Raw genomic sequence first — 26,788 nt, 5'->3', positions numbered from 1 at the left:
CGGGCAGGGTGGTGGTCCGTTCGCGCAATTTACGTCAACGTCAAAATTTGTTACGGATGCCGGATGGTTCCTGTCGCAACCCGGCTCGACACCGGCGTCGGGTTTTGTCATGACAGGACAACAGAGGTGAGCCCCCTTGGGGGTGAGACATGAGGGCAGGCAATGAGCGAGACGGCGGAACTTCCCGAGCGCGAAAGCATGGAATTCGATGTGGTGATTGTCGGCGCCGGGCCGGCCGGTCTGTCGGCGGCGATCCGCATCAAGCAGGGCAATCCGGATCTGACCGTGGTGGTGCTGGAAAAGGGAGGCGAAGTCGGCGCGCATATTCTCTCGGGCGCGGTAGTCGATCCCGTCGGCATCGACATGCTCATTCCCGATTGGCGCGAGGATCCCGACCATCCGTTCCGGACGGAAGTCACCGCCGACCATTTTCTGGTTCTCGGACCCGGCGGATCGGTGCGGCTGCCGAATTTCGCCATGCCGCCGCTGATGAACAATCACGGCAATTTCATCGTCTCGCTCGGCAACGTCTGCAGATGGCTGGGCGCCCGCGCGGAGGCGCTGGGCGTGGAGATCTATCCGGGCTTCGCCGCAACCGAAGTCCTCTACAATGAGGCAGGAGCCGTCATCGGCGTTGCAACCGGCGACATGGGCGTCGAGCGCAACGGCGAGCCGGGTCCGAACTATGCGCGCGGCATGGAACTCATGGGCAAATACGTGCTGATCGGAGAGGGCGTGCGCGGGTCGCTGGCCAAGCAGCTGATTTCCCGCTTCCGGCTCGATGAGGGCCGCGAGCCGCAGAAGTTCGGCATCGGCCTGAAGGAGCTCTGGGAGGTCAAGCCCGAACACCACAAGCGCGGCCTGGTGCAGCACTCCTTCGGCTGGCCGCTCGACATGAAGACCGGCGGCGGTTCGTTCCTCTACCATCTGGGCGAAAACCAGGTGGCGGTCGGCTTCGTCATGCATCTCAATTACAGGAATCCCTATCTTTCGCCGTTCGAGGAGTTCCAGCGTTTCAAGACCCATCCGTCGATCGCCGGGGTGTTCGAGGGGGGCAAGCGCCTCTCCTACGGCGCCCGCGCCATCACTGAGGGCGGCTTCCAGTCGGTGCCGAAGCTGGTCTTCCCCGGGGGCGCGCTGATCGGCTGCTCGGCCGGCTTCGTCAATGTCGCCCGCATCAAGGGCTCGCACAACGCCATGCTGTCGGGCATCCAGGCCGCCGACGAACTGGTGGCGGCGATTTCAGCGGGCCGCAGCAACGACGTCCTGCAGGGTTACGAGGACGGCTGGCGCGCATCCGCTATCGGAGCCGACCTGAAAAAGGTGCGCAACGTCAAGCCGCTGTGGTCGAAGCTCGGCACCATCGGCGGCGTGGCGCTCGGCGGCATCGACATGTGGTGCAACTCGCTGTTCGGCTTCTCGCCGTTCGGCACGATGAAGCACGGCAAGCCGGATTACGCCTGCCTGGAGCCCGCGGAGCAGCATTCGCGCATCGACTATCCAAAGCCCGACGGCGTGCTGACCTTCGATCGCTCCTCGTCGGTGTATCTGTCCAACACCAATCACGACGAGAACGAGCCGATCCACCTGCAGGTCAAGGACCCGGCGCTGCAGAAATCGTCGGAATATGCCGTCTTCTCCGGACCCTCGACGCGCTATTGCCCGGCCGGCGTCTATGAATGGCTCGACGCCGACGGCAATGCGCTCGCCGGCGGCCCCGGCGCGTCCGAAAAGGGCGGCGAGGTCTCGCATTCCAATCCCGAGGCGCGCTTCGTGATCAATTCGCAGAACTGCGTGCACTGCAAGACCTGCGACATCAAGGACCCGAACCAGAACATCAACTGGGTCCCGCCCCAGGGCGGCGAAGGCCCGGTCTATGTCGACATGTGACCGGGGGCGTTTGCGGCGAGGCCTGCGCTGAACCCACTCTCCCCCCTTGCGGGGGAGATGTCGGCAACGCCGACAGAGGGGGGTGATGTTGCCGCAAACGCCGAACGTGCCGGACGAGTGGGGAACTCACCGCCCTCTGTCACCTTCGGTGACATCTCCCCCGCAAGGGGGAAATGGCATCGTGGCTGCCGCGCGAAGCGCTACTGGAACGCGGTCTCGAAGAAACTCCTGAGCTTGCGCGAATGCAGTTGCTCGGGCGGCATGGCGGCAAGCTTCTGCATGGCCAGAAGCCCGATCTTGAGGTGCTGGTTGACCTGGGTGCGGTAGAAGGCCGAGGCCATGCCGGGCAGCTTCAGTTCGCCGTGCAGCGGCTTGTCGGAGACGCAGAGCAGCGTGCCGTAGGGCACCCGGAACCGGAAGCCGTTGGCGGCGATGGTGGCCGATTCCATGTCGAGCGCGATGGCGCGCGACTGCGACAGCCGCTGCACCGGGCCGCGCTGGTCCCGGAGTTCCCAGTTGCGGTTGTCGATGGTGGCGACCGTGCCGGTGCGCATGATGCGCTTTAGGTCATAATCGGTGAGCCCGGTGATCTCGGCCACCGCGTCCTGCACCGCCACCTGCACCTCGGCCAGCGCCGGGATCGGCACCCAGGACGGCAGATCGTCGTCGAGCACATGGTCCTCGCGGACATAGGCGTGGGCGAGCACATAATCGCCCAGCGCCTGGCTGTTGCGAAGCCCGGCGCAGTGACCGAGCATCAGCCAGGCATGGGGGCGGAGGACGGCGACATGGTCGGTGATGGTCTTGGCGTTGGACGGTCCGACGCCGATGTTGATCATGGTGATGCCGTTGTGGCCCGGCTTGGTCAGATGATAGGCCGGCATCTGCGGCAGGCGCGCGGGCGCGATGCCCTCCACGGGGGCGCCGTGGCCGGCGGGTGTGACCAGGTTGCCCGGCTCGACGAAGCCGTCGTAGCCGTGGCCGCCCTCGGTCATCAACTGGCGGGCATGTTCGCAGAACTCGTCGATGTAGAACTGGTAGTTGGTAAACAGCACGAAATTCTGGAAATGGGCGGCACTGGTCGCGGTGTAGTGCGACAGCCGCGCCAGCGAGTAATCCACCCGCTGCGCCTTGAAAGGCGCCAGCGGCTGAGGTTCACCGGGGGCCGGCACATACAGGCCGTTGACGATCTCGTCGTCTGTGGTGGCGAGATCGGGCGTGTCGAAGATGTCGCGCAGCGGCATGTCGAGCTTCTCGGCCACCGCCGCCTCGACATAGGCACCCTCGCCGAAGGCGAAGTGCAGGGGGATCGGGGTGCCCGATTCCGACACCGTGACCGCCGTGCCGTGGTTGCGGATGAGAAGGTCGAGCTGGGTGGTGAGGTAGCTGCGGAAGAGATCGGGCCGGGTGATGGTGGTGGCATAGAGCCCGGGCGAGGCGACATGGCCGTAGGAGAGGCGCGAATCGATGCGGCCGAAGCTGGTGGTCTCGAAGCTCACCTGCGGATACCAGGCCCGGTAGCGGCCCTGCGGCGGCTCATGGGCCAGATTCTCGAACGCCTGGCAAAGGAAACGGGTGTTGCGGGTGTAGATGGCCTCGAGCGCCGCCACCGCTTCGGCGGCGTCAGTGTACTGACGCGGCTCGACAGGAGGGGGTGACATGAAACCGGCGGGAGAGGGAGACTGGATTTGCTGATTCATGCACCATCATAGACGAAGTTTGGCGACAAGGAAAAGACCGTCCCGGATCACTGCTGCAAGGGCATGCGCCGGCGCACAGGCGAGGATTTGACGATGGCGGTGCTGGTCTCGGCGCGGTCGTGAAAGGGATCGAGAATCCGATCGAGCTCGGCGATGTCGCGCAGCGCCAGACGGGCGACGAAGCAGTCATCGCCGGTGACCTTGTCGCAGTCGATGAACCGCGGCTCATCGAGGATCATTCGCTCCACCAGATGCAGGCTGCCCGGGCGGGGCTTGATGCGGACAATCGCGTGGAGCGAGAAGCCGAGTGCCGCCAGGTCGACATCGACGGTGAAGGCGCGGATGACGCCGCGCTGCTCGAGCCTGCGGATGCGCTCGGCGACACCCGGTCCCGACATGCCGGCCCGCCGCGCCAGCTCTGTGAGCGCGATGCGGCCGTCGTCGGCGAGCAGCGCCAGAATGCGCAGATCAGTGTCATCGACGGATTTTTGATTTTCAACGCTCAATCGCCGATTTCCTTTCATTTCACAGCTGATCATGCTGAAATTTCGCACAGGATGCATGGAATGACCATGCCTGCCTTCGTATGGTGTCGACAATGCTACGAGACAGGAACCAAGATCATGGAAGTGCAAAGATTTGCGGCCTTTTCGGACGGCCATGCCGGCGGAAATCCGGCGGGAATCGTGATCGGCGATGCCCACCCCGATGCGGCCGAGATGCAGGCCGTCGCCGCCGATGTCGGGTTTTCGGAGACGGCCTTCGCGGCCCCGACCGACGGGGCCGGGCACTGGCGGGTACGGTATTTCTCGCCGGAATCCGAGGTGCCGTTCTGCGGCCACGCGACGATCGCGCTGGGCGCGGCGCTGGCCGAGCGGGAGGGACGGGGCACCTATCACCTGCATCTCAATGAGGCGCGGATCTCCGTCGACGGCGCCGAGGCGGGCGGGATCTATGCCGCCGCGCTGCAGTCGCCGCCGACCTGGCACGCCGTGCCCGATCCGGGACTGCTTGTCGGGGCGCTGGACCTCATGGGCTATTCGGCGCAGGACCTCGATGCAGCGTTGGCGCCGGCCCGCATCCATGCCGGGGCGGATCATCTCCTGCTGGCGCTCGGGAGCCGGTCCCGTCTGGCGGCGATGGATTATGATCTTGATGCGGGCCGCGCGCTGATGACGCGCCATCGCCTGGTGACCGTCATGCTGGTCTGGCGCGCCGGGGACGGCGTCGTCCATGTCCGCAACGCCTTTGCGTCGGGCGGGGTGCTCGAGGATCCGGCAACAGGCGCGGCGGCGGCCGCCTTCGCCGGCTATCTGCGCGACAGCGGGCGTGCGGCGGGCGGATCGATCGACATCGTCCAGGGCGAGGACATGGGCATGCGTTCGCTCATCCGCGCCGAGTTCTCCGCGGTCCACGGCTCCTCCGTCCGGGTGTCGGGCACGGCACGCCGACTGCCCTGACCTGTCCGCGGCGGGCGGTGGTGTCGAATACGCAACCTTCGGGTTGCGTAAATCCAGATTCCGCGTTATGAGAACGGCAACCAGGAGGTTGCGCTATGTCTGATAGAATTGAAAAGCAGATCGATCTGAAGGCGCCGATCGGGCGGGTCTGGAAGGCGCTCACCGACCACCGCGAATTCGGGGCGTGGTTCCGGGTGCATCTCGACCAGCCGTTCGAGGCCGGCCGGCCAAGCACCGGCCACATCACCCACCCCGGATACGAGCATCTCAAATGGACCGCCACGGTGGTGGAGATGGTCGAGCCGCATCTGTTCTCCCTGACCTGGCATCCCGCGGCCATCGACCCGGATGTCGACTACAGTTCCGAGACCCCGACGCTGGTCGAATTCCGGCTCGAAGAGATTGACGGTGGAACCCGGTTGCGGCTTACCGAAAGCGGCTTCGACAAGGTACCCGCCGATCGGCGTGCGGAGGCCTGGCGCATGAACGAGGGCGGCTGGACCCAGCAGATGGCCAACATCAAGACCCATGTCGAATCCTGATCCGCTGCCGGCACCCGCCGATCCCGCTCCGGTCTTCGCGGCGCTCGGCGACCGGACACGGCTGATCCTGCTCAGCCGTCTCAGCGACGGCAAGCGGCGCTCGATCTCGGCGCTGGCGGCCGACAGCCGGATGACGCGGCAGGCGGTGACCAAGCATCTCAAGGTGCTCGAACAGGCAGGCCTGGTCACGAGCAGCCGGAGCGGCCGCGAAAGCCGCTACAGCTTCGACCCGAAGCCGATCGCCGGGCTGAAGGCCTATCTCGACCAGGTCTCGCTGCAATGGGACGGCGCGCTCGCGCGCCTGCAGGCCTTCGTCGAGGACGAGGGCAGCGGTTCGGCGTGAGGATGATCCTCGGCGCACGGCAGGCGGGCATGTGCGGCAACCGCCGGGCCGGGAGGCTGGCCGCGACCGAATGGCCGCGGTCGTCCTCGCAGCGTTCTTCGGGCCTGCGGCGCCGACTCATTGCTTGCGACGATGCTAAAATGTGAAAAGTCCCAAGAATCTGCTGGTGGCCTGCAACCTTATCCTGCCTCATCTGTTTGATCCGAAGGCGCCGTGTTCGCGCCTGTCAAATCAGTGGTGGTGTGGCATGGCCGGTCGAAAATCCGTCGTTTTGGTTGTCGAGGATGACACGCTCATCCGCATGGCGGCTGTCGACCTTCTGGAGACCGCCGGATACGACGTGCTGGAGGCGGGAACGGCGGACGAGGCGATCCTGATGCTTGAAGCGCCCAATGACATTGCGCTGGTGTTCACGGATGTGGAGATGCCCGGAAGCATGGACGGAATGAAGCTCTGCCATGCGATCCGGGATCGCTGGCCTCCGGTCAAGCTGATCGTGGCTTCGGGCCGCCAGGTAGTCGAGGGGAACCAGCTGCCGTCCGGCGCGCGCTTCTTCTCCAAGCCCTACAGGGACGACACCATCGTGGCGGCAGTCGGCGAACTGCTGGCGGCCTGAACCCGACCTTTTTCGCCAATCCTGCCGCGACAGTCGAAGCCCTGCCCGCTCCGGCCCGAGAGCATTCCGTTTTCATCGGATCGCAGAAGCGCTCCAAGGTGTCGATTTATGAGATCATCCCGGGACAAGCAACAGTTTGCTGCGTCTGGAAATGCTCCAGCCGCCGGTTTCATCCCGCATTGCGCTGCAGGCTGACATAGAGGACGAAGCCCGCGCCGGCGTTGGCTTCGGCTGCGGTCCCGGCATTGACATAGGCAAAGGCGCCGACCGGCACGACGAAGTAGGCCGCGAAGGCGAGCATGCGGATGACGGTTGAAACAGTGCGGCGGGAGGTGCGGGTCATGGGCGGCTCTTCTCTTTCAGATCTGTTCAGCGTGCGATCCGGCAGTCCGGACCCGGGGTGAAGCTGCAAATGTGGAACTGTCCGGTGCGCCAGGATTTTCTGTTGCGATCGGCGTCCGCGACGGCCGCGGCCATCAGCATCGCAAAGATTGCGAAGACCAGGCTGAGAAGGATGAAGCGGCGGGCGATCTTGGTCATGTCTCTCAATCCCGGGGCGATTGCCGTTGGTGTTGATGAAACATTCGCATTTGCTGGCTGAACGATCCCTGATGGGCCTGTTCATCTGGCGTTCAAACACATTAACATGGGCTTCCGCGCCATCCCGTTTTGCCGGCCAGCCAGAGGACATGCCATGACCAGCCAGACCACGCCCATCGAACTGCACTACTGGCCGACGCCCAACGGCTGGAAGATCTCGATCATGCTCGAGGAACTCGGCGTTCCCTATGAGGTGAAGTATGTCAACATCGGCAAGGGCGAGCAGTTCGAGCCCGCATTCCTGGCGATTTCGCCCAACAACCGGATGCCGGCGATCGTCGATCCGGACGGGCCTGACGGCGCGCCGATTTCGGTGTTCGAGTCGGGCGCCATCCTGCAATATCTCGGTCGCAAGTTCGGCCGCTTCTATCCCGCTGACGAACGCAGCCGCGTCGAGGTGGAGCAGTGGCTGTTCTGGCAGATGGGCGGCCTTGGCCCAATGGCGGGACAGGCGCATCATTTCCGCATCTATGCGCCCGAGACGATCCCCTATGCCATCGACCGTTACACCAATGAGTGCAACCGGCTCTACGGGGTGATGAACCGGCGGCTGGCGGACCGGGACTATCTCGCGGGTGATTATTCAATCGCCGATATCGCCAGCTTCGGCTGGACCCGGTCGCACGAGCGACAGGGACAGGATCTCAACGATTTCCCCAATCTCAAGCGCTGGTTCGACGCCATGCAGTCACGGCCGGCGGTGATGCGCGGCGTCGAGCTAGGGCAGGAACACCGGCGCAATCTGGCCGGCGACAAGGAAGCGTCGAAAGTGCTCTTCGGCCAGACTGCGCGCTAGAAAGTGCACCGGTCGGCGCCGTCCGGTCTGTCTCGGCTAGATTTCGGCTTCCGCGAAAATGCCTGATACCCAGTCAAGGAAGACCCTGAGACGCGGCGAAAGCTGGCGGTTCTGCGGATAGAGCGCCGAAAGCGGCGTCGGGGAGGGCGGAAACTCCCTGAGCACCTCGACCATGGTTCCCTGCAGCAGGTCCTGCTGCAGCCGGTAGCGCGGCGCCTGCATCAGTCCGAAACCGAGCCGTGCGAGTTCGGTCACCGTGTCTGAATTGTTGGCGGTGACGCGACTCGGCAGCGTGACCTCGCGCAAACCACCCTTCTGCGTGAATTCGAGCGGCAGGGTTGTTCCTGTGCGCGAGGAGACGAAGCCCACGCAGAGATGACCGTCGAGATCGTCGGGCGAAGCCGGAATGCCGTGGGTCTCCAGATAGGCGGGGCTGGCGCAGGTCACCTCCGCGATTGTCGTGAGCCGCCGCATGATCAGGCCGCTGTCGGGTTGCGCGCCCGCCCGGATTACGCAATCGACGCCCTCGCGGACCAGATCGACCAGCCGATCGCCCTGGCCGATGTGCAGGTCGAGATCGGGGTAGCGATCGAGAAACCGCGGCAGGTGCGGCAGCAGGAAGGTGTGGGTGAGCAGCGGGTGGGCGTCGATGCGCAGCAGCCCGTGCGGCCGGGCATCGCGGAAGGCGCTGCTTGCCTCCTCGAACTCGCTCAGGATCGACAGGCAGCGCTGGTAAAAGGCCTCGCCGTCGAGGGTCGGGGCGACATGGCGGGTGGTCCGCTCCAAGAGCCGGGCGCCGATATCGGCCTCCAGAGTCTTGATGGCTTCCGTGGCTGTTGACCGCGCAAGACCGAGATCCGCGGCCGCGGCACTCAGGCTTCGGCGCTCGACCACGCGGGTGAACAATGTCATGCGATCCAGACGATCCATGCTCACTGTTCATCACAGCCGAATTCTGATGTCAATTCCCATGTGATTGTTTGTGTTATCCGCCGGATCTATCTCCTTTGTCAGCAAGCAAGGAGACAAACATGAGCGAGAAACAAAATCGCGTTGCCATCGTCACCGGTGCCTCGAAGGGCATCGGCGCCGCCATCGCCCGCCGGCTGGCCCGGGATGGCACCGCGGTCGTGATCAATTATTCCCGCGATGCCGGCCTTGCCGAACAGGTGGTCGGCGACATCGAAGCCGGCGGAGGCCGCGCCATTGCGGTGGCAGCCGACATCGGCAGCGCGTCCGGCCTGCCTTCGCTGTTCGATGCCGCTGAAGAGGCCTTTGGCGGGGTCGATATCCTCGTCAACAATGCCGGCATGATGCAGCTCTCGCCGATCGCCGGCGTCGAGGACGATGCGTTCGAGCGGCAGATCGCCGTCAATCTCGGCGGCGTCTTTCGCGGCATGCGCGAAGGCGCCAGGCGCTTGCGCGACAACGGCCGCATCGTCAGCTTCTCGTCGAGCGTCGTCGGCATCTACCAGCCGACCTACGGCGTCTATGCCGCGACCAAGGCGGCGGTGGAGGCCATGACCCATATCCTGGCCAAGGAGCTGGGGACGCGCGGCATCACCGTCAATGCGGTGGCGCCCGGGCCGGTCGAGACCGAGCTGTTCATGACCGGCAAGTCGGAGGAGCTGGTGCAGAGCATCGCCGGCATGAATCCGTTCAAGCGTCTCGGCCAGCCCGACGACATCGCCAATGTCGTTTCGTTCCTCGCCGGTTCCGATGCGGCCTGGGTCAACGGCCAGGTCATCCGCGTCAATGGCGGCGTGGTCTGAGGAGGCAATGATGAGCAAGATCATTCTGATTACGGGTGCGTCGAGCGGTTTCGGCGCCATGGCGGCCCTGGAACTCTCCCGCGCGGGACACACGGTCTACGCCTCGATGCGCGATCCTGCTGCCCATGACGGCAAGCCGATGGGCGAAATCGCCAGGCACAGGCAGGAGGAGGACCTGGATATTCGTCCTCTTGCCCTCGACGTGACCTCGGACGCTTCGGTGGCGAATGCAGTGGAAAAGCTGATCGGCGAGGCCGGCCGCCTGGACGTGCTCATCCACAATGCCGGCCATATGGGCTTCGGGCCGACGGAAGCGTTCACGCCGGAGCAGCTGACGCGCCTCTACGATGTCAATGTGGTGGGCACCCAACGGCTCAACCGCGCCGCCCTTCCGCATATGCGGGCGGCTGGAAGCGGGCTGGTGGTCTGGATCGGATCGACCAGCACCCGCGGCGGCACGCCGCCCTTTCTGGCCGGATACTTCGCCGCAAAGGCCGGCATGGATTCGCTGGCGCAAAGCTATGCGCTTGAACTGGCCCGCTTCGGCATCGAGACCAGCATCGTCGTGCCCGGCGCCTTCACCCAGGGCACCCAGCACTTCGCCCATGCCATGCAGCCGGAGGACACCGCGCGTGCGGCGGAATACTGGTCGGGACCCTATGCCGGAGTCGATGGCGAGGTTCTGAGAGGTCTCGCCGGACTCGAACCCGACGACGCGGATCCGGGGGACGTGGCCCGCGCCGTGGTCGATCTGATCGCCATGCCGCACGGAAGCCGGCCGTTCCGGGTTCACGTCGATCCGTCCGACGACGGCGCGGAAGTCGTCAACCGGGTCGCCGACCGCGTGCGCGCCCAGTTGCTGGAGCGCATCGGCCTTGCCGGCCTGCTCCATCCATCCAGCCCAACCTGAAGCAAAGGAGACAGATATGCCGTTCATCAACATCAAGACGCCGGAAGGCGCATTGTCAAAAGTCCAGAAGGAAGAGATCGTCCACCGCGCCACGGACCTGATGGTCGAATATTTCAGCGAGGCGGCGCGGCCGCACACGATGGTGCTGATCGAGGAGGTCAGGGATGGCGGCTACGGCCGCGCCGACGAGGTCTTCATCCTGCCGCCCGAGTATCGCGCCGCGGACTGAACGCGAGTTCAAAGAAACGGCCCGGCGCGAAATGTCCGCCCGGGCCGTTTCCCGTTTTGCAGGCGGCTGTGCCTACAGCTTCTTCCAGGTCTGGCTTTCGCAGAGCACGGCCAGCACGCAGCCGGTCATCTTCAGCGAGCTGCCCGACAGCGTGGCGCTGCCCTTGTAGGTCTTGCCGTTCGACGGCTTGGTGATCGATCCCGAATACTTGTTGCCGCCATCGGCCTTCATCTTGCCGATCGACTGGCCGGAATATTCGCCGGATGTCAGCTTGATGCAGAAGGATCCGCCGCAGGGGCTGATCATGGCGTTGTCGCCGGCCTTGGTCTTCCAGGCGCCCTCGATCGGGTCTGCAAGGGCGGGGGCGGCCATGGCGGCCAGGATTGCGCCCGCGAGAATCAGTTTACGGATCATTGTTTCCTCCCAGAAAATGCGCCGATCCACCAGCGCCAGATCTAACGTAGCTTACGTCTACGTAAAGGTAAACGGGAATTTTGGTCTCGGCCGCGGCGATCAGCCATGGTCGTCCGGCGCTGATCCGGCCCGCCGGCAAGTGCCTCCGCGCATCGATTGTTTTGACGCTTGGACGGCATTTGCAGAAAATGCGATTGGTTCGTGGTTAGCCAAAGGTTGCGATTGCGACACTGGGAAATCCGCCCTTCCGGAGCGGAATCGCGCAAAGCAAAGGCGTGCGATGTTTAACGGAATCGCAAATTTACCAAGCATTTGAACTTTGTTTGTCTTGCATTAAGCAAGCAATTTAACGGCAATTTCAGCCGGCAGGGGCACACTTGGTCTCAAGAAAGAGCGACGGCAGTGACCGCCGCCGGAGACAGGCAAAGACCAGACGACCGGAAAAATCCGGCGCAAAGAAGACCAGGACGACGGCTCCTCAAGGGCTGACAGGGAAAACCAGACGAACCGACCTAACGGGGATTACGAAAATGGCACGCTACGAAATTCAGGATCTCGACCAGGCCAGCATCGGCGGCGAAGCCCGCGCGGACATCTTCTGCGAAATGGGACTGATGTATGCCACCGGCCGCGAATGCGACGTCGATCTCGTCGCCGCCCACAAGTGGCTCAACATCGCCGCCATCAAGGGCTCCGACCGCGCCGCGAGATTGCGCGCCGAACTGGCGGAAAGCATGACCAAGTCGGAACTGGCGACCGCGCTCCGCCAGGCCCGCGAATGGATGACCATGCACTGAGCCCGACCCGACGGTCGGACTTGCCGGGATCATCATTGGCTTCAGACGACAGGCGCGCTTGACGCAGCCGGGCAGCCCGCACCGCGGGACGAGCCAGACAGTTTGCCTCGAGGGGAAGGGGCGCGGGCCGGCGGAGGGGACGCCGCAGGCTCGCAGGGAACCGTGACCGGCCGGAAACAGGCGGGCACGGTTCCTCGCGTTTCAGAGCGCGGCAAGCACTTCCGGCAGGATTTGCGCGAACAGCGCCAGGTCGGGCTCAGGTCCGACCGACACCCGGATGCAGCGGTTGAGCGGGGCCGGGCCCGGCATGCGGATGAAGATGCCGCGGCCGACCAGGCCTTCCAGAATCGCTTTGGCGCGCGGAGCGCCTCCACCGCAATCCATGCTGACGAAATTGGTGGCCGAGCCAATCGGGACGAGACCGTTGTCGCGCGCGATTGCCGACAGCCGGTCGCGGCCGGCCGACACCGACCGGACCACGTGATCAAGCCAGGGGGCATCATCAAGGGCCGCAAGGGCCGCTACCTGGCCGAGCCGGTTGACGCCGAAATGGTTGCGCACCCGGTGGAAGCGCGCCACCGTCTCGGGCACGCCGAAGGCATAGCCGACGCGCAGGCCGGCCAGACCGTAGGCCTTGGAGAAGGTGCGGAAGCGCACGACATTCGCCATTCCGGACAGCGCGTCGATCGCTGGCACGGCGTCGCCGGGCGCGGTCTCGCAATAGGCCTCGTCGAGCACCAGCAGGGTGGTCTCGGGCAGCGCCCGGGCGAAGGCCACGAGGTCGGCGGCGGAATGCCAGGTGCCCATCGGGTTGTCCGGATTGGACAGGTAGACCAGCGGCGCCTGCTCGCGGACGACGGCCTCGCGAAGGGCGTCGAGATCCTCGCGGTCGTCGCGGTAGGGCACGGTGACCAGCCGGCCACCGAAACCCGCGACATGGAAATTGAACGTCGGGTAGGCGCCGAGCGAGGTGACCACCGGCGTGCCGGGCTCGACGATCAGCCGCACGATCAGCCCGAGCAGGCAGTCGATGCCTTCGCCGACCACGACCGACTCGGGGGCGACGCCGAGCCGGGCGGCCAGCGCCTGGCGCAGCTCGTGGTTCTCCGGGTCGCCATAGCGCCAGCTGAGCGGCGCGGCCTCCGCGATGGCGGCGATCACCGACGGCGCCGGGCCAAAACCGTTCTCGTTGGCGCCGAGCCGGGCGCGGAAGTCGGCGCCCCGGGCGCGCTCCTGGGTCTCAGGCCCGACAAAGGGCACCGTCGGCGGCAGCGATTCGGCTAGCGGGGTAAAACGCGGGAAGACGGGCATGGGCGGGATCCGGTCTGAGGCAACGGTCCAATCCCTAGCGGCAAGCGGGAACGGCTTCAAGCCGCCGGGCGATCTTTGCCGCAGCGGGTTGTCGTCCGGAACCTCGATGTCCGTCACCCCGGACTTGATCCGGGGTCCAGCCACGGCGCGTCTGCGCCGTGAGAGACTCATGGTGCTGAAGAGAACGGTCTTCCGGCGCATGGACATGCGCCTGCTGGATGCCGGATCAAGTCCGGCATGACGGAGGAGGGGTGGGCAAAAACCAGAACCCGCATAAAACCCGTTGGCAACCAAGGGTGGCGCAGCTAGGCTTGCCAGGCGTTGGGTTGCAGGGGCGGGCAGGCGATGCCGGAATGGCTGGCAGAAATTGGCGATCTCAACAGATACGCGCAGATCGCAACAATCTGCGGGTTCTTGTTGGCGCTGATCACTGCAATCCTTGTTCTCGTCGGCAAATTTTTCTCAGTATTGCGGGGACTGCTCTCGGGAATCTTTTGGGTCGCGCGCGGTTTCAAGCGCAGACAGCCGGAGCCGATCCGGGTCGTGCTTGAACAGCCGGCGGTTCCTTTGCCCGTTCTCCAGCCCAAGTTCAGACCCGGACCGATCAACCTCCCGGCCGGACGGCCGGTCGTCGGGCGGGAGGCGGAGGTGGCGGAGTTGCGGCGCAAGCTCCTGGCTTCGACGGAGGGCAATGTGTCGGTGACCAATTCCGGGGCGGTGCTGCGCGGGCAGGGAGGGCTCGGCAAGTCGACGCTGGCACGGCGCTATGCCGAGCTGCATGGCGGCGACTATAACGGCGTCGTCTGGGTCGAGGCGCTCAACCGGCAGGCGATTATCGAGGGGCTGGTGGCGCTGTGCGCGCATGTTGAACAGCCGGTCCCCGACGTGCCACAGCTCCAGCATGCGCAAGCGGTGCTGGCCGGGATTGCCCGCAGCGGCCAAGCCTGGCTGTTCATCTATGACAATGTCGAGGACTACGCGGATCTCAAGGGCCTGCTGCCGCCTCCGGGCACGCATCTCATCGTCACCACGCGGCAGGGCGCGGGCTGGCCGGGCTTCGCGGTGATGCTGCTCGACAGGCTCAGCTTCGAAGCCGAGGGTTCCCCGGCGGTGAGATTGTTGATGCAGGAGGCTGGGCGCGAGGACGGAGCTTCCGAGGCCCGGGCGCTGGCCGAGGATCTGGGCGGGCTGCCGCTGGCGCTGGTGGTGGCGGGGCGGCTAATCCAGGCCACCGGCGAGGGCTTTGGCGCCTACCGGGCGCGGCTGGATGACATCCTCAGGCAAGCGCCGCAAAACGAGGACTATCGGACTTCGGCGATGGGCGCGGTGCAGTTGTCCTATGATAGACTTTCCGGGGACGCCCGGATGGTTGCCGATCTCTGCGCCTGGTGGGCTCCGGATGGGCTGGAGCCGCGGCTGCTGACCGATGCGCCGCAGGGCTGGCTTTGGGACAGGTGGCTTCAGGATATTGCGGTGCCGGTTCAGTTGCTTGCCGCAGACGCCGGCCGGGTGCGCGCCGGCTTTGCCGAGCTGGCCTCGCGGTCGCTCCTGGACGGCAGGTCTGGAAGCTGGTCGATGCACCTGATGACGGCGACATCGCTCAGGCATTTGCAGTCGGAGCTTGGAGACTCGGAAACGGCCATGGCAGCATCAGCGCTGCTGGCGGCGGTCTATCCGGGTGGGCGAGATGGTCCGCACCAGCCGAGTACATGGCCATTATTCGCCCGGCTGACGCCGCACGTGCGTGCGATACTTGCTGCCGGCGCAGCGCCGGCTACGGAGGCGATGGATTTCCTGCATAATCAATCGGCGGTCTATCTCGACAAGATTGCCGACTATCCCGGCGGGCTGGAGATGGCGCGGGCTTCATTGGTGCTGAAACAACAGCTGTTGCCAGAGAACCATCGCGACATCGCTGTCGGCTTCGCCAATCTCGGCGTGGCCTTGATGAGGACAGGCCAAATGCCGGAAGCTGAGGTGAATCTGCGCCGTGCAGTGGTGCTGGACGAGATGCACCGGCCGGGTAGTCTGGATCTAGCTGACCACTATGAAATGCACGGTGGTGCTCTTTTCCGACTGGCGGAAGCTGGAGAGCGGGGAGCGTTCGGCAAGGCTGTGAAGCGGAATCAGCAGGCACTGATCCTGTACCGGCGGCTTGCGGGCCGCAATAGTTGGCAAACCGCGCAATCGCTGCATAGCCTAGCTTTTTTGCGAAACCGACAAGGCCGAAAAATCGTTGCTGGGCTGCTGGCTGACGCGGCGCTGAGGATTGGCCGCGAAGCTCTTGACGCCGGCGATGCTCGGCTAGGTCCGCTTCTCGTAAATTTGGGATCCATATGGCTCTTATCCGGATATCCGGATCGGGCCTTGCCGCTGCTGCGCGACGCCCTGCAGCTTTGGCAAAATGTCTTTGCTGCCCATCCGCAACACCCGAACACGCGGGACACTGCCAGTTGGCTAATTCCCTGTCTCGTGGCGTTGGGGTTGGCGGGGGACAGAACTGCGGATCTGCGGGCGGAGGCGCGGGCGCTCTGCGAGCGCTATGGCTTCGATTTTGCCGATATGGAGGAAATTGCCAAGCAATACGTGTAGAATCCTCGGCAGGATTGAGGCGCAGCGCGGATGGATACGGCGGCGTACCGCAGGATCGGGCGGGGCATCGCGGCTATAGAAGACGACCTGATTTCGGCACGCGGACCCTCGGCTCCGTCACCCCGGACTTGATCCGGGGTCCAGCCACGGCGCGTCTGCGCCGTGAGAGACTCATGGTGCTGAAGAGAACGGTCTACCTGCGCATGGCGCCTGCCGGATGCCGGATCAGGTCCGGCATGACGGAAGACCAGACCGAATTTCCCGCCTGGCCCCTCGTGGTTCGAGGCTCGGCGGGGCGCCGAGCACCTCATCATGAGGGGAACAACCCGGCCTCCGCGCCAAAGTGGGCCACCGCGCTTTGCCTCGCGCGCCGGGCGGTCTATGACGAAGATCCCTTTCAAGTTTCCGAGTCTCCCGCCCATGCCCGCCTTTGCCGAAACCATCATCGTCGTCTTCGCGCTCATCGCCATCGGCTACGGCGCCGCCTGGACGAGGATCCTCAGGCCGGAGACCGGCGAGGGGCTGTCGGATTTCGTCTTCACCATCGCCGTGCCGCTGCTCCTGTTTCGCACCATCGCCACCGCCGGCTTCGACCACGGATTGCCGCTGGCGCTGTGGGCGACCTATTTCACCGGCGTGCTCGTGACCTGGACGGCCGCGCACGGCCTGATCCGCTCCGGTTTCGGGCGCGACACCCGCGCCGGCGTGGTGGCGGGCGTGACCGCGGCGTTCTCCAACCTGGTGCTGCTCGGCGTGCCGTTCATCTCCGGAATCTTCGGCGAACCGGGACTGGCGATCCTGTCGCAGGTGGTCTCGATCCACCTGCCGATCATGATGGCAGCCTCGATCCTGCTGTTCGACTGGGCCATGCGGCGCGACGGCGTGTCCTCCGCGCCGGCAGGCTTCATGCCGATGCTGAGGAGCTTTCTCGGTCAGCTGCTCGTCAATCCGTTGATCATCGGCATCCTCGCCGGCATCGTCGTGCGGGTGAGCGGGCTTGCCATCCCCGGAGTCCTCGACCGCGTCATCGCCAGCCTGGCGGGCGTCGCGGGGCCCGTGGCACTGTTTGCCATGGGCGTGGCGCTGCGCGGCTACGGCATCCGCGGCCAGATTCCGCAATCTCTGGCGACGGTCGGGCTGAAGCTGGTGCTGATGCCGGCGGTGGTGCTGGGCATGGCGCTGCTCTTGGGCCTGCCGGAGCTTGTGGCGAAGGTCGTGGTGGCGATGGCGTCGCTGCCCGCAGGGGTCAATTCCTGGTTGATCGCCAGCCGCTTCGGCACCGGCCAGCGTCTTGCATCCACTGCGATGACGCTCGGTACGGTGCTCGCGGCGCTGTCGACCGGCATCTGGCTCTTGATCGCCGACCTGCTGTTCTGACCCGCCGGATGCCAGCAATTCCGCCAGTCCGATTTCCATCGGAGCGGCTGCGAGTTTCGTTTGTTTTCGTTTGACATTCGTTATTGGTTCGATTTAAATTCGAGGTGATCAGAACGCGCATGTCGGGGAGGGACAGATGCCAGCGGAGAAGCTCCACGACGTGTTCGTCATCGGGGGCGGCATCAACGGTTGCGGCATCGCCCGCGATGCGGTCGGCCGCGGCTACTCGGTCTTCCTGGCGGAAATGAACGACCTCGCCTCCGGCACGTCGTCCTGGTCCTCCAAGCTGATCCATGGCGGCTTCCGCTATCTCGAATACTACGAATTCCGGCTGGTGCGCGAGGCGCTGGGCGAGCGCGAGGTGCTGCTCGCCAATGCGCCCCACATCATCTGGCCGTTGCGCTTTGTGCTGCCGCACCACAAGGAGATGCGGCCGGCATGGCTGCTCAGGCTCGGCCTGTTCCTCTACGACCACATAGGCAAGCGCAAGCTGCTGCCCGGCACCCGGACCGTCAACCTGAAGACATCGCCTGTCGGCAAGCCGCTCAAGCCGATCTTCTCCAAGGGCTTCGAATATTCCGACTGCTGGGTCAACGACGCCCGCTTCGTGGTGCTCAATGCCCGCGACGCCGCCGACCGCGGCGCCGAGATCCGCACCCGCGCCGAGGTGGTGTCGGCACAGCGCAAGGACGGCCACTGGCAGGTCACCGTCGCCGACCGGCTCGGCGGAACAGAGCAGATCGTGCACGCCCGGCTCCTTGTCAATGCCGGCGGGCCCTGGGTCGACCGCGTCCTCTCCGGCGTCGTCGGCCGCAACGACGCGCACAATGTCAGGCTGGTGCAGGGCAGCCACATCGTGGTGCCGAAGCTGCATGACCACGACCGCGCCTACATCTTCCAGAACGGCGATGGCCGCATCATCTTCGCCTTGCCCTACGAGGAGGATTTCACCCTCATCGGCACCACCGATCTCGACTATGAGGGCGATCCCCGCGACGTGAAGATCTCCGACAGCGAGATCGACTATCTTTGCGCCGCGGCCAGCGAGTACTTCGCGAGACCGGTCGAGCGCACCTCGATCGTCTGGACCTATTCCGGCGTCCGGCCGCTGTTCGACGACGGCGCCTCGACGGCGCAGGAGGCGACGCGCGACTATGTGCTCAAGCCCGATCCCGGCGAGGGGGCGCCGCTCATCAACATTTTCGGCGGCAAGATCACCACCTCGCGCAAGCTGGCGGAATCGATGCTGGAACTGATCGAAGCGCGGCTGGGCACGAAGGGGCCGAAATGGACCCACCATGCGCCCCTGCCGGGAGGTGATTTTCCGGCCGACGGCTACGAGCACCAGGTGGCGGCGCTGCTCGGCGACTACCCCTTCCTGCAGCCGGCGCAGGCGCGACGCTATGTCAGGCTCTACGGAACCCGTGCGCGCATGCTGCTGGGCACTGCGTCCTCAACGGCTGACCTCGGCGACCGCTTCGGCGACGACCTCTATGGCGCCGAGGTCGATTACCTGATGGCGCAGGAATGGGCGCTGGAGGCCTCCGACGTGCTGTGGCGCCGGACCAAGCGAGGCCTGCGGCTCGGCGGCGACGAGGTCGCGGCACTCGAGAGCTACATGCGCGCCAGGCGCGCGGCGCGCTGAACCGTGGACAGCCCGGGGCTGGGGCTATGCCGCGGCTCTGTTTCGGGATCAAATGCGCCCCGACACCACGATGACAGACCGCGCCGGCCAGGCGCGCGACCCATGGGAGACCAGCATGAGCGGCTACATTCTCGCGATCGACCAGGGCACGACCTCGACCCGGGCGATCGTCTTCGACGGGGAGATGAAGATCATCGCCACCGGCCAGAAGGAATTCGCCCAGCATTTTCCGCAGTCGGGCTGGGTCGAGCACGATCCGGAGGAGATCTGGTCGACGGTGCTGTGGTCGGTGAAGCAGGCGCTGAAAAAGTCCGCGCTGCAGGCCGCCGACATCACCGCCATTGGCATCACCAACCAGCGCGAGACGGTGGTGGTCTGGGAGCGCGACACCGGCAGGCCGATCCACAACGCCATCGTCTGGCAGGACCGGCGGACCGCCGCCTATTGCGAAAAGCTCAAGCGGCTAGACCTGGAGAAGGTTTTCACCAAGAAAACCGGACTGCTGCTCGACCCCTATTTCTCCGGCACCAAATTGTCGTGGATGCTCGCCAACGTGAAGGGTGCGCGGGCGAGGGCGGCCAAGGGCGAACTCTGCTTCGGCACCATCGACACGTTCCTGATATGGCGGCTGACCGGCGGCAGGTCCTTCGTCACCGACGCCACCAATGCGTCGCGGACGCTGATGTATAATATCGGCTCCAACGAGTGGGACGCCGAACTGCTCAAGGTGCTGCGGGTGCCCGAGCCGATGCTGCCCGAGGTCAAGGATTGCGCCGCCGATTTCGGCGTCACCGACAAGAAACTGTTCGGTGCCGAGATCCCGATCCTCGGCGTCGCCGGCGACCAGCAGGCGGCCACCATCGGCAACGCCTGCTTCGAGCCGGGAATGATCAAATCCACCTATGGCACCGGATGCTTCGCGGTGCTCAATACCGGCGCGGACATGGTGCGGTCGAAGAACCGGTTGCTGACCACCATAGCCTACCGGCTCGACGGTAAGACCACCTATGCGCTCGAAGGCTCGATCTTCATCGCCGGCGCCGCCGTGCAATGGCTGCGCGACGGCATCAAGGTGATCGGCAAGGCCGAACACAGCGGCGCGCTCGCCGCCGAAGCCGACCCGACCCAGGATGTCTACATGGTGCCGGCCTTTACCGGACTTGGTGCGCCGCACTGGGACGCGGAGGCGCGCGGCGCCATTTTCGGCCTGACGCGCAACAGTGGACCGGCGGAGTTCGCACGCGCGGCGCTGGAGGCGGTCTGCTACCAGACCCGCGACCTGCTCGACGCCATGCACAAGGACTGGAAGAGTTCCGACACCGACACGGTGTTGCGCGTCGACGGCGGCATGGTGGCCTCGGACTGGACCATGCAGCGGCTGGCCGACATTCTCGACGCGCCGGTGGACCGCCCGGCGATTCTGGAGACCACGGCGCTGGGGGCCGCCTGGCTCGCCGGGCAGCGGGCCGGCATCTGGCCGAAGCAGAAGGCCTTCGCCAGATCCTGGTCGCGCGACACCCGCTTCGCGCCGAGGATGGACGAGAAGACCCGCAACGCCAAGCTCAAGGGCTGGCGCGACGCGGTGCGGCGGACGCTGAGCAAGATCTAGACTTCCCGCGAAGAGCACCATAGATTTCAAGATCTTGCGCCGCGGTCGCTTCGCCGCTGGCGGAGGTGCGGTCGTGTGGAAATCCCCGGCGGACGAGCGAGGCAAGACGATGCGGCAGATCCAGACTATCCTGTCCCGATGGCGCGACCGGCGTGCGGTGCCCGCGAAGAGCGCCACCGACAGGACGGCGGATTCGGGACACCATTTCGTCGAGCTCGATGGCCACAGCTTCCACTACCGCGCATGGGGGCAGGCGGACTCACCGATCCTGCTCATGCTGCACGGCTTTCCCGAATACAGCGATGCCTGGTCGGAAGTGGCCGAAGCGCTGGCCGGCTCCTACCGCTGCATTGCGCCGGACCAGCGCGGATATGGCCAGAGCTGGGCACCGCCGGAGGTGGAGTCCTACGGGCTTCGGCTGCTGGTGCATGACATGGCGGCCCTGATCGGACAGCTCGGAGGCCCGGTCACGGTTGTCGGTCACGACTGGGGCGCGGCCGTGGCCTACGGGTTGGCCATGTTCCGGCCGGAGCTGGTGTCGCGCCTGGTGGTGATCAACGGGGTCCACCCGGTGCCGTTCCAGCGCGAAGTCGCTGCCGGCGGCGCGCAGTCGGCCGCCTCGCAGTATATCCGGCTGCTGCGCGCGGAAGGCTCGGAGGAGAGGCTGGTGGCCAACGACTTCAAGGCGATGCTGGGCGTGTTCTCGGGCAAGATGGGAATGGAGTGGCTGAGTCCGGAAAAACACGAAGGCTACAGGCGGGCCTGGTCTGACGCCGCCCGGGTACGATCCATGGTCAACTGGTATCGCGCCTCGCCGCTGTCGGTGGCGCGGCCGGGAAGTCCGCTCAGCGAGGTTCCGCGCCTGCCGGTGGAACTGCTGCATGTGCGCTGCCCGCATCTGGTGATCTGGGGCGATGGCGACACCGCATTGCTGCAGGTGTGCCTGGAAGGCCTCGACGAATTCGCTGCCGACCTGACGGTGCGCCACGTGGCGGATGCCGATCATTGGATCTGTCACCAGCAGCCTGCACAGGTGGCGGAGCTGATCGGCTCCTGGCTAGCCGAGCGCGCCTGAGACAGAGGCCGGGTGCAGGGGCGGGCAGACCGGCCTGGCCTTTGCCGAACCGCTTTGCGCGCCGGCATGCAATGCAAATCCACGAGACCGGCCGCGCTCCGGCCCTTGGATGGGATGCGGCCAAGGGTTCGTCATGCGGATCGCCAATGCGGCCGATCCGCCGGCTCACATGCCGGCATGCCATGTTGACCACGGATCGAGGATTTCGCCGGTGGCTTCCTTACACGATGACGTCCTCCACCGGGCGCCTGAGCGATCGCGGCATCGGCTGCCCGTAACCGTATCGAAGCACCAGGTCGGGACGCCGGTCGCCGATGCCCAGCCACCGGGCGAAGGCCCGGCGATGGTCGGCCACCTCCACCGGCTGGTTGACGAAGGCATGGCTGATGCCAAGGGCGGTGGCCTGCAACGCAAGCCGCTGGCAGCTGCGGCCGGACTGCACCCAATGGGCCCGGTCGTTCCGTTCCGTGACGATCACCGCCAGGCCCGCGGAGGAGCGGATCTGCCGGGCGAGCTTGTCGTTGTCGGCCCCGGTCCTCAAGACCAGCTCGAAGGCCAGGCCGCCGAGCCAGGCGGGCAGTTCCGGGTTGCCGGTGCAGCCGCTGAACAGTCCGTCGCGATGGCTGCCGGCCTGCCGGGCATTGAAGCGGATCCATGACTTGAGTTCCGCCACGAAACGCGGATCGGCGACCTGGGCGGCGTTGGCGGCGACGATCATCTCCAGCGCCTGCTCGATAAGCGTCCTGTCGGTCATTACAATGAGCTCGGCGCCCTCGACACGGGCCGCCGCCCGGAGCTTTTCCAGGTCGTCGCCTGAAACGGCTCTGCCGTCATAGTCCGAGCGGGTGCACTGGCGCCGCAGGATGGCGTCGAAGAGCGGTGGCTGGCTTGTGGCGGAGGCAGAGACATCAATCTCGACGGCGGCTTCGGGACCATCCCGGAAGACGATGCCGGCGGCCTTTCCCGCCGCCATGGCCGCAAGCGCAAGGTTTTCGCCGGCGCAGCCGAGGCTCGCATAGAGGTGATGGTCGTCGGGGTCGACCACCGGCGTCTGCCTGGCCATGTCGGGCCTGATCCGGATGACCCGGCCGGAGCGCTCGAAAAGCCAAGGCTGGGTGTTGTGGGAGTTGGCCGCCAGCGTCGCGTAATGCACGAGATAGGCGAGGTCGGGGTCGGCTGAGGGGTGCCGGGGAACCCACACCGACTCCGCCAGATCCTCGTAGGCCGGCGATGCCTGCAATGCATAGGCCGCGGCGCCCGTAACGGCGGCCGCGGCTGCGCCCAATATGATCGTCCTGCGCGTGACCATTTTCGGATCTCCTGACCGGTTCGCACCGGACAGTCTGCGAGATCGGCGCCTGGCTGCCATGATCAGGATCAATCGGGCGAGACCCGACACCGGATCTTCCGGTGCCGGTATCCACGCGGCCTTGCTATTCCTCGAAGGCGACGGTGACGCCAGGCTTGACCATCTTGGCCAGTTCGCCGGCGTCCCAGTTGGTCAGGCGGACGCAGCCGTGCGATTCGGTCTTGCCGATGGCGGATGGCTCGGGCGTGCCGTGGATGCCGTAGGTGGGCCTGGAGAGCGCGATCCACATCGTGCCGACAGGGCCGTTCGGGCCCGGCGGGACCTCCAGAACCTTGTCGTTCTCGCCCTGCTTGAAGTTGACCTTGGGGTTGTAGGTGTAGCCGGGATCCGGCGCGATGCGCTTGACCTCGACCATGCCCGAAGGCGACGGCGTGTCGGAGGAGCCGATGGTGGCCGGATAGGCGGCGACCAGCTTGCCCGCCTCGTCATAGGCCCGAACCTGCTTGCGGCCCTTGTCGGCGACGATGCTGGCGACCACGCCGGTGCGCGCCTTGCCGGGGATCGCCACCTTGATGATGGTGCCCTGGCGGGTGAAGTCGGCGTCCGGGTTTATTTCCTTCAGATAGGCCTCGTCCATGTGGAAGCGCTCGGCAAGCATTTCCACCGTCGAGGTAAAGGCCATCCGCTCCAGCTTGGCCTTTTCGGCGTAGTCGGTCGGAATCGAGGCGACATAGGGGCCGGCGGCGTCCTCGGCGGTGATGGTGTAGGAGCCGAAGGCCAGGCCTTCGCCGGCCGCCAGCCGCTGCATCACGGTGTCGGTGTCGGCCGGATCAAGCGTTTCTCCGGTGGCTTCCTTCCAGGCGCTCAGCGCCTTGGCGACATTGCCGCCCAGGCGGCCGTCGATGACGCCCGGCGACATGCCGTTGCGGTCGAGAAAGACCTGCAGGGCGACGACCTGCGGCTTGGAGATCTTCGGCCAGACCGGCTGCTGCTGCACGTTCTTCTGCTGCGGCTGGCCCTGGTCGGGATAGGCCTGGATGGCTCCGGGGATGTCCTGCGCGGCCGGCTGCTGCTCGTCGGGCACGGTTCCGGTGATCGGGTCGAGATTGCCTCGGTCGATGCTGGCGGCGTCGTAGCCGTCGTCGCTCCCGGGCTGCATCGGAGCCGGCGGCTCGGGAAAGGCGTCGGCGCTGTCGTTGCCGAAGGTTTCGTTCTCGAGGCCCACGCCGCCGTAACTGCGCTGGTAGTCGCGCGCCGACATCTCGATGGCGACCACCTCGTTCCAGTCATTGATCAGGAGATTGCGGCCGAATTCGTCGGCGACGATCCGCACAGTGCCGAGCTCAGGCATGTCGCGGATCAGCCGTCCGTCGGGGCTGACCAGCACGGTGTCGCCTTCGCGCCACTGGGCCGCGGCCGGGAGCGTGGTCGCCAGCATGGAGGCGGCAAGGAGAAGGGCGGTGGTTCGGGCGATACGCAGTCCGGACATTTTCGAATCAACCTGCATGATGGAGTGGATGGCGAGACCATCATTGCTCGCTTATGGTGAATGCAAGCTGAACAAAGCCACCGATAACGGCTTCAATAGGGCAGACCGACATAGTTTTCCGCCAAGGCGGCCTGCGCCGTCTCCGATCCGAGCGTGTAGGCGAGTTCGGCGTCGTGGATCCGCTCGTCGAAGGGCGCGCGATCGGGGAACTGGTGCAGCATCATGGTCATCCACCAGGAGAAGCGCACCGCCTTCCAGGCCCGGTCCAATGCGCGAGCCGAATAGGCATCGAGCGTGAGCGGCGACCGGTCGCGATAGTGCTCGCGCAGCCCCTCGAACAGGTAGTGTACGTCCGAAGCCGCGAGATTGAGCCCCTTGGCTCCGGTCGGCGGCACGATATGGGCGGCGTCGCCGACCAGGAACAGACGGCCGAAGCGCATCGGCTCGGCCACGAACGACCTCAGCGGCGCGATCGACTTCTCGAAGGATGGCCCGGTGACGACGGCATCCGCCGCGGACTCGGGCAGGCGGCGGCGCAGTTCATCCCAGAAACGCTCGTCGCTCCAGGCCTCGACGCTGTCGCCGGCATTGCACTGGACATAGTAGCGGCTGCGGCTCGGCGAGCGCATCGAGCACAGCGCGAAGCCGCGCGGATGGTTGGCGTAGATCAGTTCGTGGCTGACCGGCGCCACGTCGGCGAGGATGCCGAGCCAGCCGAAGGGATAGACCTTCTCGAAGGTCCGGATGGCGGCCTCGGGCACGGCGCGGCGGCTGGCGCCGTGAAAGCCGTCGCAGCCGGCGATGAACTCGCAGTCGATGCGCAGATCCTCGCCCTCCAGGCGGCAGGTGACGAAGGGATGGACGCCGTCGAAGCCGTGCGGTTCGACATTTTCGGCCTCGTAGTGAGTGACGCCTCCAGTGGCCGTGCGTCGGTCGACCAGGTCGCGGGTGACTTCGGTCTGGCCATAGACCATCACCGACTTGCCGCCGGTGAGCCGCTTGAGATCGATGCGGTGGCTGACGCCGTCATGGGCGATGGCGAAGCCGTCATGGACCAGTCCCTCCGTGTGCATGCGGGCACCGACGCCGACCTGATCGAGCAGGCCGACGGTTCCCGGTTCGAGCACCCCGGCGCGGACCCGCGCCAGCACATGGGCCCTGGTGCTCCGCTCGAGCACGATCGTGTCGATGCCGATGTCGTGCAGCAACTGCCCGAGGAGCAGGCCGGACGGCCCGGCGCCGATGATGCAGACCTGGGTGCGGACGGTTTTCATGATCGTGTCCCCATGTGCTGGACGGCACCAAGCAAAGAGATGGCTGTGGAGAGACCGGCGCCTGCGGCCTCGCACATCCGCGGCAGCAGCAGCCATTCCAGCGACCAGGCGGCGCCGGAGCGCTCGGCTTCGTGGACAAGCGACTGGTGCAGGCCGGAGACCAGCGTGGCGTTGAAGCGGGCGAGCGTGACAAGCCGCTCGGCGGCGACCGGGTTCTGCTTGTGCGGCATGGCGGAGGAACCGCCGCCGCCGGAGATGCGGATGTCGTCCTCTCCACGCAGCGCCATCAACGCCACGTCCTGGCCGATCTTGCCCAGCGCGCCGGTCAGTTCCGAGAGCAGGCCTGCATATTCGGCGATCGGCCCGCGCTGGTTGTGCCAGCTGTGGCCAGGCCAGGGCAGGCCGATGCGCCGGGAAAGGGCCGCGGCGACGGCGGGTCCGGCGGCGCCGAATTCGGCGAGATTGCCGACCGGTCCACCGAACTGCAGCACCTCGAGCCGAGGGCGCAGATCGGCAAGCCGCTCCCGCAGCGCCGCAAGCGGCCGTGACCAGGCCTCGATGCGATCGCCGGCGGTGAAGGCAAGCGCCGGCTGCATGCGGGTGATTGCCATCAGCCGGTGCTGGCCGAAGCGGTCGTTCAACGCGGAAAGGGCGGCGATCAGTTCGGCGATGCGTCCGGCGATCAGATCATTGACCTGGCCCAGGGCCTGCATGGCGGCGGTGTCGACGAGATCCTGGCTGGTGGCGCCGTGATGGACGATGCCCTTGCCCGGGGCACCTACATGGGCTTTGAGCTGGCGCACGAAGTCTGGCACCGGCAGCCCGTCGGCCTGCACACCGGCGGTGATCGCCGCCAGATCGGGCGCAAAGCCTTGCATGGCCGTTGCGACTTGCCGGACGGTTTCCGCGTCCGCCTGGCCCGCATCGCCGAGTGCCAGCGCCAGCGCGATCTCGTAGCGGAGATAACGCTGCAGCATGGCGGCGTCGCCGAAGGCCGAAGCAATCCCGGCATCGCCGGCGAACTGTGTCATCCAGTCA

Annotated in this window: 26 protein-coding genes; 15 read left to right on the top strand and 11 right to left on the bottom strand. The window is 65.8% G+C overall.

Going from position 1 to position 26,788, the window contains the following annotated elements:
* Nucleotides 1-162: 162 nt before the first annotated feature.
* Nucleotides 163-1,890: an electron transfer flavoprotein-ubiquinone oxidoreductase gene (locus DFR52_RS16565; protein WP_110033113.1), complete on the top strand. Its 1,728-nt coding sequence runs from the start codon at nt 163-165 to the stop codon at nt 1,888-1,890.
* 200 nt (nt 1,891-2,090) lie between these two features.
* On the opposite strand, the gene DFR52_RS16560 is transcribed toward DFR52_RS16565, so the two are convergent.
* Both DFR52_RS16560 and DFR52_RS16555 read right to left on the bottom strand, forming a co-directional pair.
* On the bottom strand, nt 2,091-3,590 hold the full coding sequence (locus DFR52_RS16560) for an AMP nucleosidase (protein WP_110033112.1): 1,500 nt from the start codon (nt 3,588-3,590) through the stop codon (nt 2,091-2,093).
* A 47-nt stretch (nt 3,591-3,637) separates the two neighbouring features.
* The gene (locus DFR52_RS16555) at nt 3,638-4,096 is read right to left on the bottom strand and encodes an Lrp/AsnC family transcriptional regulator (RefSeq protein ID WP_245415378.1); all 459 of its coding nucleotides are present in this window, start codon (nt 4,094-4,096) and stop codon (nt 3,638-3,640) included.
* A 117-nt stretch (nt 4,097-4,213) separates the two neighbouring features.
* Here DFR52_RS16555 and DFR52_RS16550 point away from each other — a divergent pair, with 117 nt between their 5' ends.
* The 4 genes from DFR52_RS16550 to DFR52_RS16535 all read left to right on the top strand — a co-directional run bounded on the left by DFR52_RS16550 (nt 4,214) and on the right by DFR52_RS16535 (nt 6,551).
* A complete protein-coding gene (locus DFR52_RS16550) occupies nt 4,214-5,050 on the top strand; it encodes a PhzF family phenazine biosynthesis protein (protein ID WP_110033110.1) in 837 nt (278 codons plus the stop codon).
* A gap of 95 nt (nt 5,051-5,145) precedes the next feature.
* Nucleotides 5,146-5,592, top strand: coding sequence for an SRPBCC family protein (locus tag DFR52_RS16545; RefSeq protein ID WP_110033109.1), 447 nt, complete (start codon nt 5,146-5,148; stop codon nt 5,590-5,592).
* Nucleotides 5,579-5,935 (top strand): ArsR/SmtB family transcription factor, encoded by a 357-nt coding sequence (locus tag DFR52_RS16540; RefSeq protein WP_110033108.1) that lies wholly within the window; start codon nt 5,579-5,581, stop codon nt 5,933-5,935. Before DFR52_RS16545 ends, DFR52_RS16540 begins: the two co-directional genes overlap by 14 nt.
* Before the next feature lie 247 nt (nt 5,936-6,182).
* Nucleotides 6,183-6,551, top strand: a complete 369-nt coding sequence (locus DFR52_RS16535) for a response regulator (protein ID WP_110033107.1) — start codon at nt 6,183-6,185, stop codon at nt 6,549-6,551.
* A 169-nt stretch (nt 6,552-6,720) separates the two neighbouring features.
* On the opposite strand, the gene DFR52_RS24610 is transcribed toward DFR52_RS16535, so the two are convergent.
* Together DFR52_RS24610 and DFR52_RS24530 are read right to left on the bottom strand one after the other, a co-directional pair.
* Nucleotides 6,721-6,894 carry a hypothetical protein gene (locus DFR52_RS24610; protein ID WP_170132295.1) on the bottom strand — a complete coding sequence of 58 codons (174 nt, stop codon included), beginning with the start codon at nt 6,892-6,894 and terminating at the stop codon, nt 6,721-6,723.
* 26 nt (nt 6,895-6,920) lie between these two features.
* Nucleotides 6,921-7,091, bottom strand: coding sequence for a hypothetical protein (locus DFR52_RS24530; protein ID WP_158284982.1), 171 nt, complete (start codon nt 7,089-7,091; stop codon nt 6,921-6,923).
* 154 nt (nt 7,092-7,245) lie between these two features.
* On the opposite strand from DFR52_RS24530, the gene DFR52_RS16530 reads away from it, so the two are divergent.
* Nucleotides 7,246-7,947, top strand: a complete 702-nt coding sequence (locus DFR52_RS16530; protein WP_110033106.1) for a glutathione S-transferase family protein — start codon at nt 7,246-7,248, stop codon at nt 7,945-7,947.
* 36 nt (nt 7,948-7,983) lie between these two features.
* Here the strand turns inward: DFR52_RS16530 and DFR52_RS16525 are convergent, their stop codons facing one another.
* Entirely contained in the window at nt 7,984-8,877 is an 894-nt protein-coding gene (locus DFR52_RS16525) for a LysR family transcriptional regulator (protein WP_110033105.1), read from the bottom strand.
* A 101-nt stretch (nt 8,878-8,978) separates the two neighbouring features.
* Between DFR52_RS16525 and DFR52_RS16520 the strand changes: the two genes are divergently transcribed.
* From DFR52_RS16520 to DFR52_RS16510, 3 genes are read left to right on the top strand one after another with little or no spacing between them, the layout of a single operon-like run.
* Nucleotides 8,979-9,719 (top strand): SDR family oxidoreductase, encoded by a 741-nt coding sequence (locus DFR52_RS16520; RefSeq protein WP_110033104.1) that lies wholly within the window; start codon nt 8,979-8,981, stop codon nt 9,717-9,719.
* A 7-nt stretch (nt 9,720-9,726) separates the two neighbouring features.
* Entirely contained in the window at nt 9,727-10,629 is a 903-nt protein-coding gene (locus DFR52_RS16515) for an SDR family oxidoreductase (protein ID WP_110033103.1), read from the top strand.
* A 16-nt stretch (nt 10,630-10,645) separates the two neighbouring features.
* On the top strand, nt 10,646-10,858 hold the full coding sequence (locus DFR52_RS16510; RefSeq protein ID WP_110033102.1) for a tautomerase family protein: 213 nt from the start codon (nt 10,646-10,648) through the stop codon (nt 10,856-10,858).
* A 72-nt stretch (nt 10,859-10,930) separates the two neighbouring features.
* Here the strand turns inward: DFR52_RS16510 and DFR52_RS16505 are convergent, their stop codons facing one another.
* Nucleotides 10,931-11,272 carry a DUF2147 domain-containing protein gene (locus tag DFR52_RS16505; protein WP_110033101.1) on the bottom strand — a complete coding sequence of 114 codons (342 nt, stop codon included), beginning with the start codon at nt 11,270-11,272 and terminating at the stop codon, nt 10,931-10,933.
* A 530-nt stretch (nt 11,273-11,802) separates the two neighbouring features.
* Between DFR52_RS16505 and DFR52_RS16500 the strand changes: the two genes are divergently transcribed.
* The gene (locus DFR52_RS16500; RefSeq protein WP_110033100.1) at nt 11,803-12,069 is read left to right on the top strand and encodes a sel1 repeat family protein; all 267 of its coding nucleotides are present in this window, start codon (nt 11,803-11,805) and stop codon (nt 12,067-12,069) included.
* 201 nt (nt 12,070-12,270) lie between these two features.
* On the opposite strand, the gene DFR52_RS16495 is transcribed toward DFR52_RS16500, so the two are convergent.
* On the bottom strand, nt 12,271-13,380 hold the full coding sequence (locus DFR52_RS16495; RefSeq protein WP_110033099.1) for a pyridoxal phosphate-dependent aminotransferase: 1,110 nt from the start codon (nt 13,378-13,380) through the stop codon (nt 12,271-12,273).
* A 345-nt stretch (nt 13,381-13,725) separates the two neighbouring features.
* Between DFR52_RS16495 and DFR52_RS16485 the strand changes: the two genes are divergently transcribed.
* The 5 genes from DFR52_RS16485 to DFR52_RS16465 all read left to right on the top strand — a co-directional run bounded on the left by DFR52_RS16485 (nt 13,726) and on the right by DFR52_RS16465 (nt 21,678).
* On the top strand, nt 13,726-15,972 hold the full coding sequence (locus DFR52_RS16485) for a tetratricopeptide repeat protein (RefSeq protein ID WP_110033097.1): 2,247 nt from the start codon (nt 13,726-13,728) through the stop codon (nt 15,970-15,972).
* A 420-nt stretch (nt 15,973-16,392) separates the two neighbouring features.
* Nucleotides 16,393-17,349, top strand: a complete 957-nt coding sequence (locus DFR52_RS16480; protein ID WP_110033096.1) for an AEC family transporter — start codon at nt 16,393-16,395, stop codon at nt 17,347-17,349.
* Nucleotides 17,350-17,485: 136 nt separating this feature from the next.
* A complete protein-coding gene (gene glpD, locus DFR52_RS16475; RefSeq protein WP_110033095.1) occupies nt 17,486-18,994 on the top strand; it encodes a glycerol-3-phosphate dehydrogenase in 1,509 nt (502 codons plus the stop codon).
* A gap of 115 nt (nt 18,995-19,109) precedes the next feature.
* Nucleotides 19,110-20,603 (top strand): glycerol kinase GlpK, encoded by a 1,494-nt coding sequence (gene glpK / locus DFR52_RS16470; RefSeq protein ID WP_110033424.1) that lies wholly within the window; start codon nt 19,110-19,112, stop codon nt 20,601-20,603.
* A 73-nt stretch (nt 20,604-20,676) separates the two neighbouring features.
* On the top strand, nt 20,677-21,678 hold the full coding sequence (locus tag DFR52_RS16465) for an alpha/beta fold hydrolase (protein ID WP_245415377.1): 1,002 nt from the start codon (nt 20,677-20,679) through the stop codon (nt 21,676-21,678).
* 220 nt (nt 21,679-21,898) lie between these two features.
* Here the strand turns inward: DFR52_RS16465 and DFR52_RS16460 are convergent, their stop codons facing one another.
* The 4 genes from DFR52_RS16460 to DFR52_RS16445 form a co-directional block, all read right to left on the bottom strand.
* Entirely contained in the window at nt 21,899-22,987 is a 1,089-nt protein-coding gene (locus DFR52_RS16460) for an Acg family FMN-binding oxidoreductase (RefSeq protein WP_110033093.1), read from the bottom strand.
* A 124-nt stretch (nt 22,988-23,111) separates the two neighbouring features.
* The gene (locus DFR52_RS16455; protein ID WP_425351214.1) at nt 23,112-24,476 is read right to left on the bottom strand and encodes a L,D-transpeptidase; all 1,365 of its coding nucleotides are present in this window, start codon (nt 24,474-24,476) and stop codon (nt 23,112-23,114) included.
* Nucleotides 24,477-24,568: 92 nt separating this feature from the next.
* Nucleotides 24,569-25,750 carry a 4-hydroxybenzoate 3-monooxygenase gene (gene pobA / locus DFR52_RS16450; RefSeq protein WP_110033091.1) on the bottom strand — a complete coding sequence of 394 codons (1,182 nt, stop codon included), beginning with the start codon at nt 25,748-25,750 and terminating at the stop codon, nt 24,569-24,571.
* Nucleotides 25,747-26,781: a 3-carboxy-cis,cis-muconate cycloisomerase gene (locus tag DFR52_RS16445; RefSeq protein ID WP_245415376.1), complete on the bottom strand. Its 1,035-nt coding sequence runs from the start codon at nt 26,779-26,781 to the stop codon at nt 25,747-25,749. The genes pobA and DFR52_RS16445 overlap by 4 nt, the downstream gene beginning before the upstream one ends.
* Between the last annotated feature and the right edge of the window lie 7 nt (nt 26,782-26,788).

The organism is Hoeflea marina (assembly GCF_003182275.1).
GTDB classification, from domain to species: Bacteria; Pseudomonadota; Alphaproteobacteria; order Rhizobiales; family Rhizobiaceae; genus Hoeflea; species Hoeflea marina.
The sequence above is the reverse complement of the archived record's forward strand: the minus strand, read 5'-3'. Positions and strand labels throughout refer to the sequence as shown.